The 15,320-nt window shown below is 38.7% G+C and carries 15 protein-coding genes; 14 read left to right on the top strand and 1 reads right to left on the bottom strand.

Annotated features, from left to right (window positions below; translation table 11 throughout):
• Positions 1-265: 265 nt before the first annotated feature.
• The gene (locus OCV27_RS07940; protein WP_125320917.1) at positions 266-910 is read left to right on the top strand and encodes a two component system response regulator; all 645 of its coding nucleotides are present in this window, start codon (positions 266-268) and stop codon (positions 908-910) included.
• Between the two features lie 79 nt (positions 911-989).
• On the opposite strand, the gene OCV27_RS07935 is transcribed toward OCV27_RS07940, so the two are convergent.
• Positions 990-3,815 (bottom strand): two component system sensor kinase, encoded by a 2,826-nt coding sequence (locus OCV27_RS07935; RefSeq protein WP_245986711.1) that lies wholly within the window; start codon positions 3,813-3,815, stop codon positions 990-992.
• 159 nt (positions 3,816-3,974) lie between these two features.
• On the opposite strand from OCV27_RS07935, the gene OCV27_RS07930 reads away from it, so the two are divergent.
• The 13 genes from OCV27_RS07930 to OCV27_RS07870 all read left to right on the top strand — a co-directional run bounded on the left by OCV27_RS07930 (position 3,975) and on the right by OCV27_RS07870 (position 15,311).
• Complete coding sequence (locus OCV27_RS07930; RefSeq protein WP_125320916.1) at positions 3,975-4,364, top strand: hypothetical protein; 390 nt, start codon at positions 3,975-3,977, stop codon at positions 4,362-4,364.
• Positions 4,361-5,815 (top strand): EscC/YscC/HrcC family type III secretion system outer membrane ring protein, encoded by a 1,455-nt coding sequence (locus tag OCV27_RS07925; RefSeq protein WP_125320915.1) that lies wholly within the window; start codon positions 4,361-4,363, stop codon positions 5,813-5,815. Before OCV27_RS07930 ends, OCV27_RS07925 begins: the two co-directional genes overlap by 4 nt.
• 12 nt (positions 5,816-5,827) lie before the next feature.
• Entirely contained in the window at positions 5,828-7,033 is a 1,206-nt protein-coding gene (gene sctD, locus OCV27_RS07920) for a type III secretion system inner membrane ring subunit SctD (RefSeq protein WP_125320914.1), read from the top strand.
• A gap of 8 nt (positions 7,034-7,041) precedes the next feature.
• Positions 7,042-7,230: an EscE/YscE/SsaE family type III secretion system needle protein co-chaperone gene (locus OCV27_RS07915; protein ID WP_125320913.1), complete on the top strand. Its 189-nt coding sequence runs from the start codon at positions 7,042-7,044 to the stop codon at positions 7,228-7,230.
• Between the two features lie 44 nt (positions 7,231-7,274).
• Positions 7,275-7,619, top strand: a complete 345-nt coding sequence (locus tag OCV27_RS07910) for a hypothetical protein (protein ID WP_337969037.1) — start codon at positions 7,275-7,277, stop codon at positions 7,617-7,619.
• A 252-nt stretch (positions 7,620-7,871) separates the two neighbouring features.
• Positions 7,872-8,447, top strand: a complete 576-nt coding sequence (gene sseB, locus OCV27_RS07905) for a type III secretion system translocon protein SseB (protein ID WP_125321575.1) — start codon at positions 7,872-7,874, stop codon at positions 8,445-8,447.
• Positions 8,448-8,489: 42 nt separating this feature from the next.
• Positions 8,490-9,281 carry a secretion protein EspA gene (locus tag OCV27_RS07900; RefSeq protein ID WP_125321577.1) on the top strand — a complete coding sequence of 264 codons (792 nt, stop codon included), beginning with the start codon at positions 8,490-8,492 and terminating at the stop codon, positions 9,279-9,281.
• A gap of 8 nt (positions 9,282-9,289) precedes the next feature.
• The gene (locus tag OCV27_RS07895; protein ID WP_125321579.1) at positions 9,290-9,763 is read left to right on the top strand and encodes a SycD/LcrH family type III secretion system chaperone; all 474 of its coding nucleotides are present in this window, start codon (positions 9,290-9,292) and stop codon (positions 9,761-9,763) included.
• The gene (locus OCV27_RS07890) at positions 9,756-11,195 is read left to right on the top strand and encodes a type III secretion system translocon protein (RefSeq protein ID WP_125321581.1); all 1,440 of its coding nucleotides are present in this window, start codon (positions 9,756-9,758) and stop codon (positions 11,193-11,195) included. Before OCV27_RS07895 ends, OCV27_RS07890 begins: the two co-directional genes overlap by 8 nt.
• Before the next feature lie 14 nt (positions 11,196-11,209).
• Complete coding sequence (gene sseD / locus OCV27_RS07885; protein WP_125321583.1) at positions 11,210-11,800, top strand: type III secretion system translocon protein SseD; 591 nt, start codon at positions 11,210-11,212, stop codon at positions 11,798-11,800.
• A 61-nt stretch (positions 11,801-11,861) separates the two neighbouring features.
• Positions 11,862-12,338: a type III secretion protein gene (locus tag OCV27_RS07880; RefSeq protein WP_125321585.1), complete on the top strand. Its 477-nt coding sequence runs from the start codon at positions 11,862-11,864 to the stop codon at positions 12,336-12,338.
• Between the two features lie 26 nt (positions 12,339-12,364).
• Positions 12,365-14,377 (top strand): lipopolysaccharide kinase InaA family protein, encoded by a 2,013-nt coding sequence (locus OCV27_RS07875; protein ID WP_125321587.1) that lies wholly within the window; start codon positions 12,365-12,367, stop codon positions 14,375-14,377.
• A 232-nt stretch (positions 14,378-14,609) separates the two neighbouring features.
• Positions 14,610-15,311, top strand: a complete 702-nt coding sequence (locus OCV27_RS07870; RefSeq protein ID WP_125321589.1) for a helix-turn-helix transcriptional regulator — start codon at positions 14,610-14,612, stop codon at positions 15,309-15,311.
• The last annotated feature ends 9 nt before the right edge of the window (positions 15,312-15,320 follow it).

Here is a 15,320-nt window from a genome sequence, read left to right as displayed (position 1 = left end):
TATTCGTATTTTATTTTCGCCGCTAAAACATACATTGATAAAAGTATATTGATGCACATAATCGACTAAACTTGTCTTATAGATTGTTTTTTGACCGTTATGGGTTGAATTTCATCACTTAGTCGAATCTACATCACTTAAATGAAAAACATTCTTGATAAGTTGCTGGTGGGTGATAAATTAATTATCAATATCATCAATAAATTTGTAGCCATTTGGTTATAGTAAATCTGATTCGTATCGGTTTATGATGTGGGGGAAGACAATGACATTTGGTGAATACTCACAGCTGAAAATTTTGGTTGTAGATGATCATGATCTTATATTTGACGGTTTACAAAGTTGTCTTGCACCTTATCCGAATTTAGAATTGGTTGGCTTTGTTAATGATGGATTGAGAGTCTATGAAGAGTGTTTGAAGCTTAAACCTGACATGGTTTTTATGGATCTTAATTTACCAGGTATGTCTGGTGTAGAGGCTATACGGCAATTACGTAAGCGTTGGCCTGAGATGATGGTTATTGTGTTAACTGCGTCGGAAGAGGAAAGGAAAGCGCGTGAGGCTTTAGATGCCGGGTCAAATGGATATGTGCTTAAAAATGGTTCAAAGAGCACTTTGTTAGCAGCGATTAAGAGTGTCACCAGAGGAAAAAATTTCCTTGATCCAGCTTTAGATGCGAAGCATATTGAAGCGTTAAGTCAAGTTGATGATGGCGATATTCCCGTATTAACGCCACGTGAAAAGCAAGTGCTTAAGCTAATTTTCGAAGGTAAGCGAAATCGTGATATTGCAGAAGCTCTGTTGATTGGACTGAAGACAGTAGAAACGCATCGAATGAATATAATGCGCAAACTGGATGCTCATAATGTGGCTGATTTGATGAAGTGGGCACATAGAATGGGTATATAATAGAGTTATACTTTTTAATCGCTTTATTATCAAAAAAAAAGCTACCAGTTATTTTGGTAGCTTTTTCATTATTAGAGTCTCAAGGTTTGTAATTTTTGAGAGCATTGATTAAAGTTTGCAACTCTTTGTTTTCAATTTTATCATTTTTTTCAAGCTGATGCTCTAGAGTGCTCACAACTTCATAAACATCTGTTGCACCGGCAAGCCCCGCACTACCTTTGACATTATGTAAAATATCCCTCAGTTCAGGCCAATTTTTATCCACCAAACTTTCCTTTGCCGCTTGTGCCATATCTTTAAAGTGGTTGGCTAATCGGTGGGTAAACTCGTCTTCACTAAAATCCATAATAGGAATATCAGAATTCAAATTTACATCTGGTTGCATATCTCTGTCAATTTGCATCTCTGCAGCGTTATCCAACACTTTAGCCAGTTCTTTCATAGACACAGGCTTAGTTAGATAACCGTTCATTAAGTGCATTGATTGGTCGTGTTCTGAAGGGTTGGCATTAGCAGTCAATGCCATTATTGTGCAGTCTGTATCGAGAATTGATTCACTTTCTCGCCATAACTTAGTGGTTTGATAGCCATCTAAGCCTGGCATACGTATATCCATCAGTACTAAGTCGAATACATGTTTTTCACCGGTTTGCAAAGCTTGTTGACCACTGCCAACGCAAATCACTTCTTGACCCAATTCAAGTAACATCTTACTTACAATATCTCGGTTCGTCTCTACATCATCAACTAATAAAACCTTCAGTTTCCATACAATCATTTCAATCGGCGGTACGTGAGCTTTTTGAGTAGAGATACCATGTTGCAACTCATAAAGGCGTTTCCATAAACGCCAAGGTAAATAGTTGAACTCTTCGTTTCTGAGAGATTCAACGTCTCTAGTTATACATTTACCACCCCAGTCATTAATTTGTTGATTAAGGGACGTGGGCGCTTCAATTGGTTCAGGATTAAGACGCAAGAGCATCCCAGGTTTAATCAAGGGCATATAAAATACAAATATTGAACCTTTACCTAATTGGCTTTTAAGCGTTAAATCACCGCCCATTTTATTAGCTAGCTTACGTGAAATAGGCAAACCTAAGCCGGTCCCAACTTGGTGCTGGGAAGATTGGCGAAATGGTTCAAAAACTTCATTTAACTTACTCTCTTCAATGCCAGGTCCGGTATCTTCGACAGAAATATAGATTTTATGGTCGAAAGTTTCAATTGATAGAGTAATTTGACCGTATTGGGTAAACTTTGCTGCATTACCTAATAAATTTACCAATATCTGACGAACACGGATAGGGTCGAATGCACATGTTTCGGGTATGGTGTTACTAACAATAGTTTTGAGCTTTATAGGTTTATCTATGACGTTTGACTGTATAGTCAGCATTGCTTCATCAACTACTTTAAGTAATGAACTGTCACTTATGTTCAGTTCAATTTGATCGGCTTCAATGCGAGAAAAGTCAAGCAGGTTATTGATAATACTTAGAAGTGACTTAGCACAAGTGTATGCCGTATTTCTCAGATCAGCTTGCTGTTCTGTCATTTGAGTGTTGCGTAGTAGCTCAAGAGAGCCTGTGATTCCGTTTAGTGGTGTCCTAATCTCATGGCTAATGTTAGTCAGATGCTCACTTTTCCTAGCTGTTGCTTTTTCAGCAATCTGTTTTGCATGAGCTAACTCAACCGTTCGTCGTTCTACTTTCGACTCGAGTTCATCATAGCTGGATTTAATCGTGTCGAGTAGCATGTTATATGCCCTAGCAATATCTCCAAGTTCATCTTTTCTCGATTCGGGGAGCCTTCTTGCAAAAGTTGGTTGCTGGTCACTATTAATAATGGCGACGAAATTACGAATTGTTTTAGCTAGTGATTTCCATAGTATACCTAACATAACAACCGACATAATGGCAAAAGATACTAAAGACCATTTCAGTTCATTATAAAATGGCGCATAAGCTAGCATTTCTATAGTTGATTTTGGGATAAGGGAAATTTGGATCCAATTTGGTCCATTAATATACTTACTTATAACATAGTAGTCATTTAGCTGGATGGACTCGTGGGTATTTGGGATATTACCGAAGTCTTTTGTACCAGAAAGGTATATATCTAACTGTTGCTTTGTTGGGGTATCAAGCTCTGATTGGTCATGCACAGGGATAATCCCGTCACGGGTAATGAATAAGTTTTTATCATCTTTTGCATAGACGCTGGAAACGGTAAGCACATCCTCTATATCAATGGCAAAGCCAACTTGACGTGCCATGCTGTTATCCGGTTCGAGAGAATAACTAAGTAGAATATATACGCTGTCGCGCGTACTATCATACTTTGGTCCACTCCAACGAAAACCATCTACTACTGGTAGCTTGGCAAGATCAACAATCTCTTTAACTCGCTGATCGAGATGTTCGCGCTCTAGCTCTGATGCCGCATATATTGATACATGCTTCTTTGGTTCAATGATGAAACTATCCACATAGCGTTGCTGGCCTGCAATGCCAAATGTTTGAAGAGCCCAAAGCTGCTTGTGTTGAGTTACTGACGCAGATTGTCCTATATTAAATTGATGAGCAACTAATTCTATATTTGGATCAATTTTCAGCATTTTAAACTGTTCGAGTTTTTGTTCAAACTGTTGAGTATCTTCCATGGCTTGCCGGAACAGGTTCCTGTTCATTTGTGCGCGAATTTCCCCCATTTCGTTATAACTCTTAAGCGTTTGCTTTAGAGTTCCATTATAGGTGTTATCAAATGCACTAATTTGTATTAGGACCCAGAGACCAATAAAAACGGAGATAAATGCAATAGTGAGTTTGGTCACTAGTGAGGAATTCCAGCGAGTTTTCATGTCTAGTCCTGTAGTCATATATACACGTTTACGAGAGCTCATGGCTCTATCTACCTTAGCCTGAATCATTATGTAAGATCCATCATTACCTTATGACGATATTAATACTTTTATGTCAACGTTAGACTAAGGTGTTCACCTGATAGCTAATAATAAGTTAACTATTGATAATGGCTTCATAATCGGAGAAAGAGGTTTTCAATGGTTGAACGTTTATTAGCATTAGGTTATTTGGACACAAATGGCTTACCCCCTAATAGTCAATGGCAAGGGTTTTGTGCAAGTCGACTGCTTCGCTGGCTGAAATCTGAACATTACGTCACGATCGGAATCAAGATGTCACCTCCAAACCATCCCAGTTGGTCGAAGCAAGCTACCCTTGTGTTGGCCGCATTTGAATACGGTTGGGACTGTTCTATAGAGCACTGTGGTGATGACTGGGTTTTATGGTATTGCTACTCGAATACAATAGATGATGAAGTTCTTGTGTCATCAATGAAGATGCAATTAGCTTTGGCTCATTACTTAGAACAGGAAATGTTGACATCATTCCCAGCTAATAGGCCTCGTATCTGGAGGAGTAAGTTATGAAAAAATTAATATGTTGGTTACTGCTTTTTACGATTAACTTTGCCCATGCAGCACCAATATCTGCAGTTCAGTGGCATGGTGAACCTTTTATATTCTATAGCCGTGGAACACCATTAAAATCTGTTATTGAACATGTTGGAAAAAACTATGGGATCCCAATTGAAGTCAGCGATCAAGTCACAGATACTTTCAGTGGACAGATTGATGGAAAAACACCAAAACAGATTTTAACTATGCTAGCTCAACAATACGGCTTAGTTTGGTACTACGATGGTGATTTATTGCATGTGTATAAAGCTCGTCAGGTCGCTAATGATATTGTGTCACTCTCTTCTCTGTCAAATGACCAAGCAATACGTTATATCGCAAAAGCCAACTTACTAGATAAAGTTGCATGTGAAGTGACCTCCATATCAGGGCTTCACGCGGTGCAAGTTAACGGAGTGCCAGCGTGTGTAAGCTCAGTTACTAAGTTTGTGCAGCAGCTAGACAGTGATTCTCAGGAGCATGCAAAGTCTCAAAAAGCAGTTCGTATATTTCCTCTTAAATACGCATCGGCTACTGATACGGTATATAGCTATAGAAGCCAAGATGTTACCGTACCTGGTGTTGTTTCTGTTCTAAAACAAATTGAGCAGGAAGATAATTCAGACCCCAAAAATAGCAGTACAACCAGTTTTTCAGCAGATTCAAGACAAAATGCAGTCATCATTCGCGCAAGTAAGTTAGACATGACAATGTATGCTTCTTTAATTAAACAACTTGATATCACTCCGACTATGATTGAAGTCTCTGTCACTATTATTGATGTTGATACGTCTAATTTTAATCAGTTAGGTATTGATTGGTCTGCCGCCGCTAAGATAGGAGGTGGAAGCGTGACATTCAACCAAGGTAGTTTGAGCAGCGATAATTTTTCGACTGTTATTGGTAATACTGGAAACTTTATGGTCCGATTAAATGCGTTAGAGCAAAACTCTAAAGCCAAAGTATTGTCCAGACCTTCAGTAGTCACCTTAAACAATATTCAAGCTGTATTAGACAAAAACGTTACTTTCTACACCAAAGTAGAAGGTGAAAAAGTGGCTAAACTCGAATCTGTCACAACGGGTTCTCTGCTTAGAGTGACACCAAGGTTAGTTGATGAAAAGAATCATAAGAAAGTGATGTTGTCACTTAACATTCAAGATGGACAACAATCTAAACCGCTTAGTAGTAAGGATCCTCTTCCACAGGTTGAAAACTCAGAGATTGCGACACAGGCTACTTTAAAAACTGGAGAAAGTTTATTGCTTGGCGGCTTTGTTCAAGATAAAGATCATACTATAGAGAATAAAATTCCGTTACTTGGTGATATTCCATTACTCGGTGGTTTATTCCGAAGTACCGACCACAGTAAACAAAGTGTGATGCGTTTGTTCCTAATCAAAGCAGAACCCGTTAATCAATAACGAGGAGTGACTATGGAACCTAGTATCAAACTCTTATGGCTTACAGGCCCGATGCAAGGGAGAGAACTAAAACTACCTCTGGGTCGACTTTCAATAGGGCCAAGTGGTGACATCATGATCCCTCTTGCTGAGCATGAAATAATAAACATCAATGTTGATGACAAAGGTGTTGTTGTAAAAGACGATATAAATATCTGGGTGAAAGGAAGATTGGTTAATTCATCTGAACCATTACCAATGGGGCAACCTATAGAGATGTGTGGTATTGGATTGATTCTTGGCAATTGCGACCAACAACTCGAATGGCAAAAGTTGCCAATACGTTCAAGTAACTTGAGTAAGAGCTGGAGTAATATAGCTTTACTCGGAACCACATTATTTGCCTTGGTTTTGATGGCGTTTGTGCTTATGTTACCTGCGAAAAGTCAACCTATATTTAACCCACAATTATGGCTTCAAAGTCAACTCAATGTACCAGCATTACATCAAGTAGATGCTAGTTGGGGGCAAGACGGTGTTGTGACTTTAACAGGATACTGTGATAACTCAACTTCGATGGCTAAGTTAAAAGAAGGACTAAAACAGCATTCGATTCGTTTTAACGCCCAAGCGATCTGTACAGATAAACTAGTAGGTAATATTGAATCTGTTTTAACGGCAAATGGCTATCAGGATGTTCACGTAATGCCAACTCGTCGAATGGGAGAGGTTAGGATTTCTGGTGCGATACAGTCCGGGGAACAGTGGGATAAGGTTACAACGGAGTTAGAACAAATCCAAGGGTTAAAACATTGGCAGGTTGCAAATGATTTGGGTGGATATGTTCATAAACTCATTAATGTACTGCGACAAAATGGTTTGTTAAAAGGGCTGATGGTAGAAAGGCGGCAAGAAAGCATAATGGTTACTGGCCAAACTTCCAATGAAATACGTAGTCAGATTCGTCAGGTGAATAAAGAACTCATATCCAGCACAGGTCAAATGGTTGATCTTAGGTTTGAAAATATTCCAGTTAGAGACAATTTAACGCGTTATTTGTCTGGTCAAATAGTCAGCTTCGGCGGTAATGCAACTCATCCGTTCGTTGAATTAAGTAATGGTACTAGGCTTCAGATGAATAGCAAACTTGAAAGTGGTTATATTGTTAGCCACATAGACTTAAAAGGATTGGACTTAAGCCGTGATGGTGAGGTCATCCACATACCATTCATTCTTTAGGAGGCACTATGGCACGTATTACGAACTTAGAGACATGTCTAAAAAATGATCCTCAAGTTAAAGATGTTCTGATTCGTCAGTTAGAGCGTACTAAAACGGAATTGAGTAATGAACCACATAAAGAGATCCAAGCACTCAATGGAGCAATTGATGCTGCTAAGGATGTAATTAGTATTCTAGCGAAACGCTATAAGTAAAAACGTAAGCATATTAATTTAAACAATTTGTTGAGGAGAAAATTATGAATGCATTTGATGATATCAAAGCAGTTATGGATGACTTGAACAACCGAAAAAGTATATTTTCTGAACACATGAAGGAATTCCAACAACTTCAAGGTGAAATTAAAGTTTTAGTTGAACAGTCAACGAATGATCCTAAAGCTCGTGCCAAACTTGAAAAGCTTAATCAAGCATTTCCTGAAGGAATTCAGAGTTCTCAGCAAGCTATTATGTCAAAGGTAGCTATACTTGAAGAAAACTTTAAGCAGTTACAAAATGGTTTTAAAACAATGGGTGATTCAGATGTAGTAAGTTCAGAAAATAACCCTAAACCAAAGACAAAAAAACTAAGAAATTATATGTAGATTATTATTTTTCACTTATCCATATTCATATTGATCTAAAAACCGATATAACAGATTTGTTATATCGGTTTTTTATTTTCAATAAACATTAAAGAAAACTGGTCATACCACATGATTGTGTTTGTTTTTAATATTAGAAATTAAAAGTCTAAAAACGGACGTAATATAAGAATACAAACTGAGATACTAAATAGTAAATTCTCATTTAGAGCCCAGCTTGTAGTAATAATCTAACAATTAGAGGAATATATTATGGCTGTAAATCTTAATGATACATCAGGTACTCAAGGTACTAGCATCATCAACACCCAACAAAGTGACGACATTAAAAATACTATAGCCTCAAGAGGTGACAGTGTACTTTCTGGAGGTATTGCTGTGCTTTATATGTTTATGAATCTTCTTTCAGAAATGGCTAATGCAAAATATACCCAAATGCAGCAAAAATCAGAAGTTTCACGTACCGCTCAAGATATGGCAAATCGGGTAGATGAAAAGGTTGCTGAAGCCGCAAAAGAAGGAGATAAGGCAACACGTGATCTGCCTGAAGATGTCGTTAACTATATGAGAAATAATGGTTTCAAGGTGGATGGAAAAACTATTGATCAATATTTAAAAGAAAATGGGAATCATCTTGATCAAGGTAAATTAAAAGCAGTTAAAGCATCCTTGGAAACCGTATCAAATCGTGCGTCTGACTTTGTATCGCAATCACAATTACAATTACAGAAATTAATGCAAACATACAATGTAACGGTGAGCTTATTAAATAGTATGCAAACTATGTTGGCTGAAATGAATAAATCAATAGCACAAAACATTCGATAGAAATTAATTATATATCTCATTATTGAATAATAGGGAGTTTATATGCTTCAAGTTGATCAAAAAGTTAATGCTCCTTTGTCTAAAAATAACGACAAAGTTGAGCTTGGAAATGCAATAAAAGGTGATAGCGTATTATCTGGCGGAGTAGCGGTACTGTATTTATTTATGAATCTACTGTCTGAGTTGGCGGAGGCAAAATATAGTCAAATGCAGGCTAAGGCAGACGTTTCACGCAATACTCAAGATATGGCAAACCGAGTGGATGAAGTAATAGCCCAGGTTGCCAAAGAAGGTGATAAATCTACAGGTAAACTTCCACCTGAAGTTGTTAAGTACATGAAAGATAATGGCTTTTCAGTCGATGGTATGTCGATAAGTGATTATTTGAAAGAAAATGACCCTTCATCTAAATACTTAGAAAAGCTTCAAGCCAAAATAAACGCTAGTGGTCCTGAAGGTATGCAGTCATACAGTTGGCAAGATGTGGTGACTTATATGGATCAGCATGGGATTAAAGTTGATGGTAAGAGAGCTTGTGATTACATATGGAGCTTACCTGAAGTGGGCTATATGTCAGGCCAGCAAGTCAGTAAGGAACATATGCAGCATATAGCGAATGCACTTCAAGCTGCAGGAGGTTTAGATCAGGGCAAACTTAAAGCAGTTAAAGCAGCACTTGAAACCGTATCAAACCGTGCTTCTGATTTTGTATCACAGTCACAGCTACAGTTGCAGAAAATTATGCAGACTTACAATGTTACAGTCAGCCTACTAAATAGTATGCAGACCATGCTAGCTGAAATGAACAAATCCATCGCACAGAACATACGTTAGGAGGATTTATGGAACAGAGAGATTTTGAAACATTGCAAACGTTCCTCCAGCAAGGTGGTTCTCTAAAAATGTTAGCGGATGTCGAACAAAAAGATTTAGATCTTCTATTCCGTTACGGTACACAGTTGATGAACTATGGCGACTATGAAGGGGCAAAAAAAATATTCTATTTATTGATGAAAATTGATCAATGGAGTTTTGACTACTTCTTTTCGTTAGGCACATGTTGCCATCAGCTTAAAGAGCATGAAGAAGCCATTTTTTGCTTCGGCCGCGCTGGCATAATAAAGATTGAGGATCCTCGCAGTCCTTACTATGCGGCGAGTAACTATCTCGCCGTCCACAATAAAGAATATGCAATTAAATCCTATAAAGCAGCATTAAGAGTGTGTGATTGCCATGTTGACGGGATATGGGATGAAATAGCAGAAAAGTCTAAACAGAGCTTATCTCAACTCATTCAGGAGGTGCATCATGACTAGTATTAATTTTAATACTCAAACAGCAGTGAGTCGTACATCTGAGACTGACCATCTTGACAATGTTCAGGGATCTAAAGCACGTTTACCTTTGTCTGGTTCTTCGGATGGCTTAGTTGATGTTATTGCTCCAGAAAGTAAAAGTGGGGTTGTCAACTCTGAAGCTGCAAGCCAGGCACTACAACGAGTTCTATTAGCATTTCATCAAGATGACAGCGCTACAGTAACTCAGCTTGAAAAGGCCTCGATGACTGACATGGTGTTGATGTCCGCTAATCTAGGACTCAAGACTTTTGGTGACACTGCTAATGCGGCAGCGAAAGCGGCTAGGCTGATGACGGATACACAAGCTGTTCTTCGTGATCAGCAAGTAAAAGAGTTTCAAGAACAGTTGAGTAAGCGTATTGAGCAATCAGACAAAGCTCAAAAAGGTGGAATTTTTGCCGCTATATTCGATTGGATTGTCGGAGCAGTTGAAGCTGTCATCGGAGTATTCAAACTTATTGAAGGGGCAGCACGAGTCGCTGTGGGCGATGTTGTTGGCGGTGCAATGGATATGGCAAGTGGTGCTGCATATCTCACTGCTGGTATAGCTGGTATGGTCAAAGCAGCGGCTGAGACGGCTATTTTATGTGGTGCTGACAAAGAAAAATGCCAACAAGTAATTGATGTGGCAGGTAAAGTTCAGCTTGGCGCAGAAGTCGTAGCAATGGCTTTGGATATTTTCCAAGCTGGTAGAGCCATTTCTGCGACACGTTCAATTGCCAAAGGCACTGAAACAGCAATGCAGGAGGCGGCGCCAAAGTTAGTTGAAAGCATTGCAAAAGGTTCGACTCAGGAAGTAACAAATATTGCTCAGCAAGTCGGTAAACAAGTTTCTGAGCAGGTTGCCGAACAAGTCAGCAAGCAGTTAATGAGCGGTGTGACTAAAGGTGTTGAACAAGTGGCTGAACGGGGTGGTCAAATCGCCAAATCGCTGACTAAAGCGTTCAGTGAAGAGGCTATTCAGCAATTAGTGACTAAATCCGTAGAAAAAGCTGCCACTGCTGCAATTGAAAAGGGTGTACAAGTAACAGCTCAAGAAATTACAAAGCAGGTTACTACTGCAGTACGAAATGAGGTGATTAAAACCATCATTAAAGCTTGCACATACACATCACTTGATTTGATACGAGCATCTGCAGGTTCTGGTAAAGCTATTACTAGTGGGATTGTTACCGAAGAAAAAGCCAAGCTTCAAAAACAGATTGAGGACTTGATCCTCAAACAAAATCTAATGGAATTTTGCTATGACTGGTACGACAAAGCCAAAGAGCAGCAATCAAAAACCATTAAAGATCTGGTAGACAAGCAAGGTGACTCACTAGATGGCGCGAATAAAGTTATTAATGAATCCGGTATGTTACAAGCTCGTATTGCGACTTCAGCAGTATAGCTAAGGGGAAAATTATGAATGATGTACAAGTTCAAAATAATACAACAGTCCAGCCTAATCATGACATAGGTTACGCTCACGATGTTTCTGGAAGCGAAGCAATGGATGCAATTTCTCAATTGAATGAGCTTATTGTTAAACTTGCAGAAATTTTTAAAAAACTCAGAAACATCTTGCAAGAATACAACCAAAAGCAGCAATTGCTTGGTTGGGATGTACAAAAAGCGTCAATGGACTCCAAACGAGATTCAATAGAGAGTGCCTTCGAATCTGCGGCATGGGCTGGCGGTTTACAAATACTATCTGGTGTTATTGGTATGGCCGGAGTTGGCGCAACTGGGAAGTTTGGCGAGGGGGCAACCCATTTGGGACAGGCTTTTGGTAAAGGTGTTGATGGCGTTGGTTCTACGGTTTCAGCTTCCATGACAAAAAACGCTGAAATGGAAAAAATGGACGGGGAATTTAAAGCAATGAATTCCCAGAATTATGCTAAAAACGTTAATGAATTGAGTGACAAAGCACGTCAGATATCTGATCAAATGCGTGCTCTTGTCAAAGAGTTAGTTGAACTACATGGACGCATTACCTCAGCTGTTCGAAATTAGAATTAAACCAAATTATGAGGGCACCAATCATACTGTGCCCTCGAAATGATGGAGATTTTTGATGGATAATGGTGATATTTCCGTTGATATTGGTCAAGTTATCAAATCGATAGATAAAGTGATTAATGGTCATCAAACATTGGCTCAGTTGAATAATGTCGATGATCAAACATTGGCTAATACCTATAAAAATGCTGTGGAAGAATATCAAAACGAACACATGAGTGTAGCTCTGACGCACTTTACATATTTAGTCATGAATAACCCTTGGCGTAGAGAATATCTGTTTGGATTGGCATCGACTTTACATGCATTAGAGCAATTTGAAAATGCGCTGATATTTTATGGCTACGTTACGCTAATGAATGCGTGTGATGCTGGTGTTACTTTTAGAATTGGCCAGTGCTATTTATCACTTGGTAAACAGACTGAAGCATTCGATGCGCTCCAAACAAGCATTACGCAGAGCTTTTTGTCCCCTGAGCAACCAGAAATACGACAACTTGCTCAGTCTTTGATTGACGAAAGTGTTAAATAAAACTTATAGGAGATAAGGTGATGGTTATGTCTTCAAATGTATTAAATTCAAGATTATCTCATGTAAGCAGTTACCTTGATGTTGAAGGGGCTAGGCCGACGTCTCATCGAACTGCAAAAGAATTTAATGTGTCACAAGTGCCTTTGCCAAAACCACATGATGTTGTTTCTAATTTGGATCTAGCGGTTAGTGCTAACCAAGAAAAGTATTTGTCCCATCATGATGATCGTAATTTAGATTCTAAGGAGCTTGTCGATAAGTCAGCCAAATTATATAAACAGGCTGAAAAATCTGGGGTCGATGTAGCTAAGAGTACTTTTTTTAAAGAATTGTTTAATGTTGCTATTGCGGGTGTCGGACTTGGACTTGCTATAGCGGCGACCGTTATCAGCGGCGGTCTAGGTATTCCGTTGACGGCCGCTGCGGGTGTGGCCTTCGCACTCGCCGTTTCTGATGCTGGATGTGCAGCGGCAAACTGGTACAAAGCCTCTCATGGTGGAGAAGGTCTCAGGATGGGCACAGATACGTTATCGAATGTAGTCTATGCACTGCTTGAAAAAATGGGAGTACAAGATGATCGTGCGGAGTTTTGGGCACGTGCAACATCATCAACACTTCGCTTGGGACTCACGATAGGAACACTGTTCGCAAGTACTGTATCTGTTCCTTCAACCCTAGGAGCTGCCACTAGTGCAATCTCAACAACTAAATTGGCAAAAGCAGGTGTTTCTGCCACCGGGAGTGAAATACTAGGCTTTAATTTAGGAAGTACTCACATTGCGTATGGAAAAGCTAAAAATGAACTAAATAACCATAAGAAGAAAGTGGTTGAAACTCTAGATAAATCACTTATGTCGATGAAAGAGGCTGCGTATAAAAGTGAAATAACAAAATTAAACGAATTTATGTCGAGTAAAGAGGCAGCGCATAAAAATGACATTACAAAATTTAGTGAAGGCCAGCGTGAGCTTTGGAATCAGAAAATAAGTGCTGTGCGAGAGCAATTCGACAGTAATTTTAAAAATGTGTCAGAGCAAATTGAACAACTTAGCAATAAACTCAAATCTGTAGAAGGCGGAAAAAAAGACGTTAGCGACAAGGTTAAACTGCTAATGGGTGAAAACGAGCGTCTTAAGAGGGAACTTGAGGTTTTGAAAGCGAGCCCCATCGTTCCTCAAGAAGCTTCCAAACCGAGCTTGGATACTACACGCTCTGGAGATTTACAAAGCCCCAAGATCGAAACATCTAGGGTTAATCCTATAAGCCTTGAGTATACTTTTGGTGGTAAAAATAAGGAAGTAAATAGGGAACACGGCTATCTACATGCGATAAGTGAGACAGGAAAAAAAGATTTTGCATTGGAAGCTAAGTTAAGTAAATACTGCGCGGGGGAGAAAGATCTTGAGGCTATAGTCTCATTACAAAAGCCAATTGCCGGCTTACCTGAAGATGTCCAATCTGATTACGCCCAATTTGATGTTTACGGTGAAGGTGTGAAGACTAATGAACTTCGTAAATACATGGAGTCAAATGATCTTCGTCTTGGTACAGAACAAAAACAACAACTGGCTAATCAGTTAATCGATATGTTAAAAATCATGTTCACTAGTAAGGTATCTCACCGTGACCTTCATATGGAGAACATTATCATTCGACAATTTGATTCTGAAGTACGTATGCAGTTTATAGACTTCGGTCGTACGGTTTTTGGGGACGACTTCAATAAACATAAATACGATGACATAAATTATCTATTTTGCAAAAAAGGGGCGCACCTCGGTGAAACAGTAGGAAGAAATCTATTTGCTCCAGTATTTTCTACACTGAGCCCCAAAAATGAGGAAATTCGAGCAAAACATTATCCGTTGCATAAACTTATTAAGCACGGTAATGGAACGAAAAGCGTTGCTGATGAGCTAGAGGAAATTGGTAATAGTATGATTAAAAAATTAGATAATGGTCAGGATGTGGGAGCTGTTTTTCATAGTGCTCAACAAGCGGTGTCTAATTTGATCAACGAGGCTGATCAGAAGTCTTAATTCTGCAGTTAGTAATATCAAGTTATTATGGTAAGCCCTCTCACCTATAGAGGGCTTTTTATATGGAAGTATTTTTCATACAGTAAGGTTTAAAAGATCTTTGTGACATACAAATACTATTCCCATCAATCTTATTTCTATTAATGAGTCACAACTCAGGTAAAGACCTGATACCACATATCACTTGATGTTGGCAAACTAATTCTATGCTCAGAAATAGAAGGTCATTGATATGAAAGCATTACAAGTTGTATTGTTCAATAAACAAGGTCATATCGATTATCAAGGTCAGCGCACAGAAGTTGGCGCTCATCAATTGGTTATTGTGACAGAAGAAGCCGAGATACATGCGGCGAGCCGCAATGACTGGATGAGTGTGTTCTTTTATCCTGGAGAGATATGCCAAATATATCATCTTCTTACAGATCTTATTAACCATAATTACGTCGACAACCATACTGTAAGTAAATCAGTAAAAGCAGTACCTATTTTTGATGAACTTGTTAACGTTATTATGCAACTGCACAAAGTAAGCAAAAGTATCATGCTTCGTTTTGTATTCACTTATTGCTTAGAAATGGATAAGCCATATTTTTCTAATCTGCTAAATCAGTACTCAGACCCTAATGAAAAAATATTTGAATTTGTTAATAAGCATCTTTATGAGCAATGGTCTGTGACACGTTATGCCGAATTGTTAGAGATGGATGTTACTAAACTAAACACCGCTTTTTATAAATATTATGGACAATCAACAAAGGCATGGATTACAGAACAAAGACTATGTTTTGCCAAGCAAACTATTCTGGAAACAGATCGAAAAATTGCGGATGTCGCTTTTGATGCCGGGTTTAGTAGTCACTCTCACTTTATTGGTGCATTTAAAAAACGTTATCACTGCAGTCCTTCTGATCTAAGAGTGGCAAGAAAATAGGAGTTTATT

This window comes from Vibrio pectenicida (assembly GCA_024347015.1).
GTDB classification, from domain to species: Bacteria; Pseudomonadota; Gammaproteobacteria; order Enterobacterales; family Vibrionaceae; genus Vibrio; species Vibrio pectenicida.
The sequence above is the reverse complement of the archived record's forward strand: the minus strand, read 5'-3'. Positions and strand labels throughout refer to the sequence as shown.

Excerpts from the sequence above, each read along its gene's own strand:
- OCV27_RS07940 (WP_125320917.1), top strand. The coding sequence starts at position 266 with ATGACATTTGGTGAATACTCACAGCTGAAAATTTTGGTTGTAGATGAT.
- OCV27_RS07935 (WP_245986711.1), bottom strand. The coding sequence starts at position 3,815 with ATGAGCTCTCGTAAACGTGTATATATGACTACAGGACTAGACATGAAA.
- OCV27_RS07930 (WP_125320916.1), top strand. The coding sequence starts at position 3,975 with ATGGTTGAACGTTTATTAGCATTAGGTTATTTGGACACAAATGGCTTA.
- OCV27_RS07925 (WP_125320915.1), top strand. The coding sequence starts at position 4,361 with ATGAAAAAATTAATATGTTGGTTACTGCTTTTTACGATTAACTTTGCC.
- sctD (WP_125320914.1), top strand. The coding sequence starts at position 5,828 with ATGGAACCTAGTATCAAACTCTTATGGCTTACAGGCCCGATGCAAGGG.
- OCV27_RS07915 (WP_125320913.1), top strand. The coding sequence starts at position 7,042 with ATGGCACGTATTACGAACTTAGAGACATGTCTAAAAAATGATCCTCAA.
- OCV27_RS07910 (WP_337969037.1), top strand. The coding sequence starts at position 7,275 with ATGAATGCATTTGATGATATCAAAGCAGTTATGGATGACTTGAACAAC.
- sseB (WP_125321575.1), top strand. The coding sequence starts at position 7,872 with ATGGCTGTAAATCTTAATGATACATCAGGTACTCAAGGTACTAGCATC.
- OCV27_RS07900 (WP_125321577.1), top strand. The coding sequence starts at position 8,490 with ATGCTTCAAGTTGATCAAAAAGTTAATGCTCCTTTGTCTAAAAATAAC.
- OCV27_RS07895 (WP_125321579.1), top strand. The coding sequence starts at position 9,290 with ATGGAACAGAGAGATTTTGAAACATTGCAAACGTTCCTCCAGCAAGGT.
- OCV27_RS07890 (WP_125321581.1), top strand. The coding sequence starts at position 9,756 with ATGACTAGTATTAATTTTAATACTCAAACAGCAGTGAGTCGTACATCT.
- sseD (WP_125321583.1), top strand. The coding sequence starts at position 11,210 with ATGAATGATGTACAAGTTCAAAATAATACAACAGTCCAGCCTAATCAT.
- OCV27_RS07880 (WP_125321585.1), top strand. The coding sequence starts at position 11,862 with ATGGATAATGGTGATATTTCCGTTGATATTGGTCAAGTTATCAAATCG.
- OCV27_RS07875 (WP_125321587.1), top strand. The coding sequence starts at position 12,365 with ATGTCTTCAAATGTATTAAATTCAAGATTATCTCATGTAAGCAGTTAC.
- OCV27_RS07870 (WP_125321589.1), top strand. The coding sequence starts at position 14,610 with ATGAAAGCATTACAAGTTGTATTGTTCAATAAACAAGGTCATATCGAT.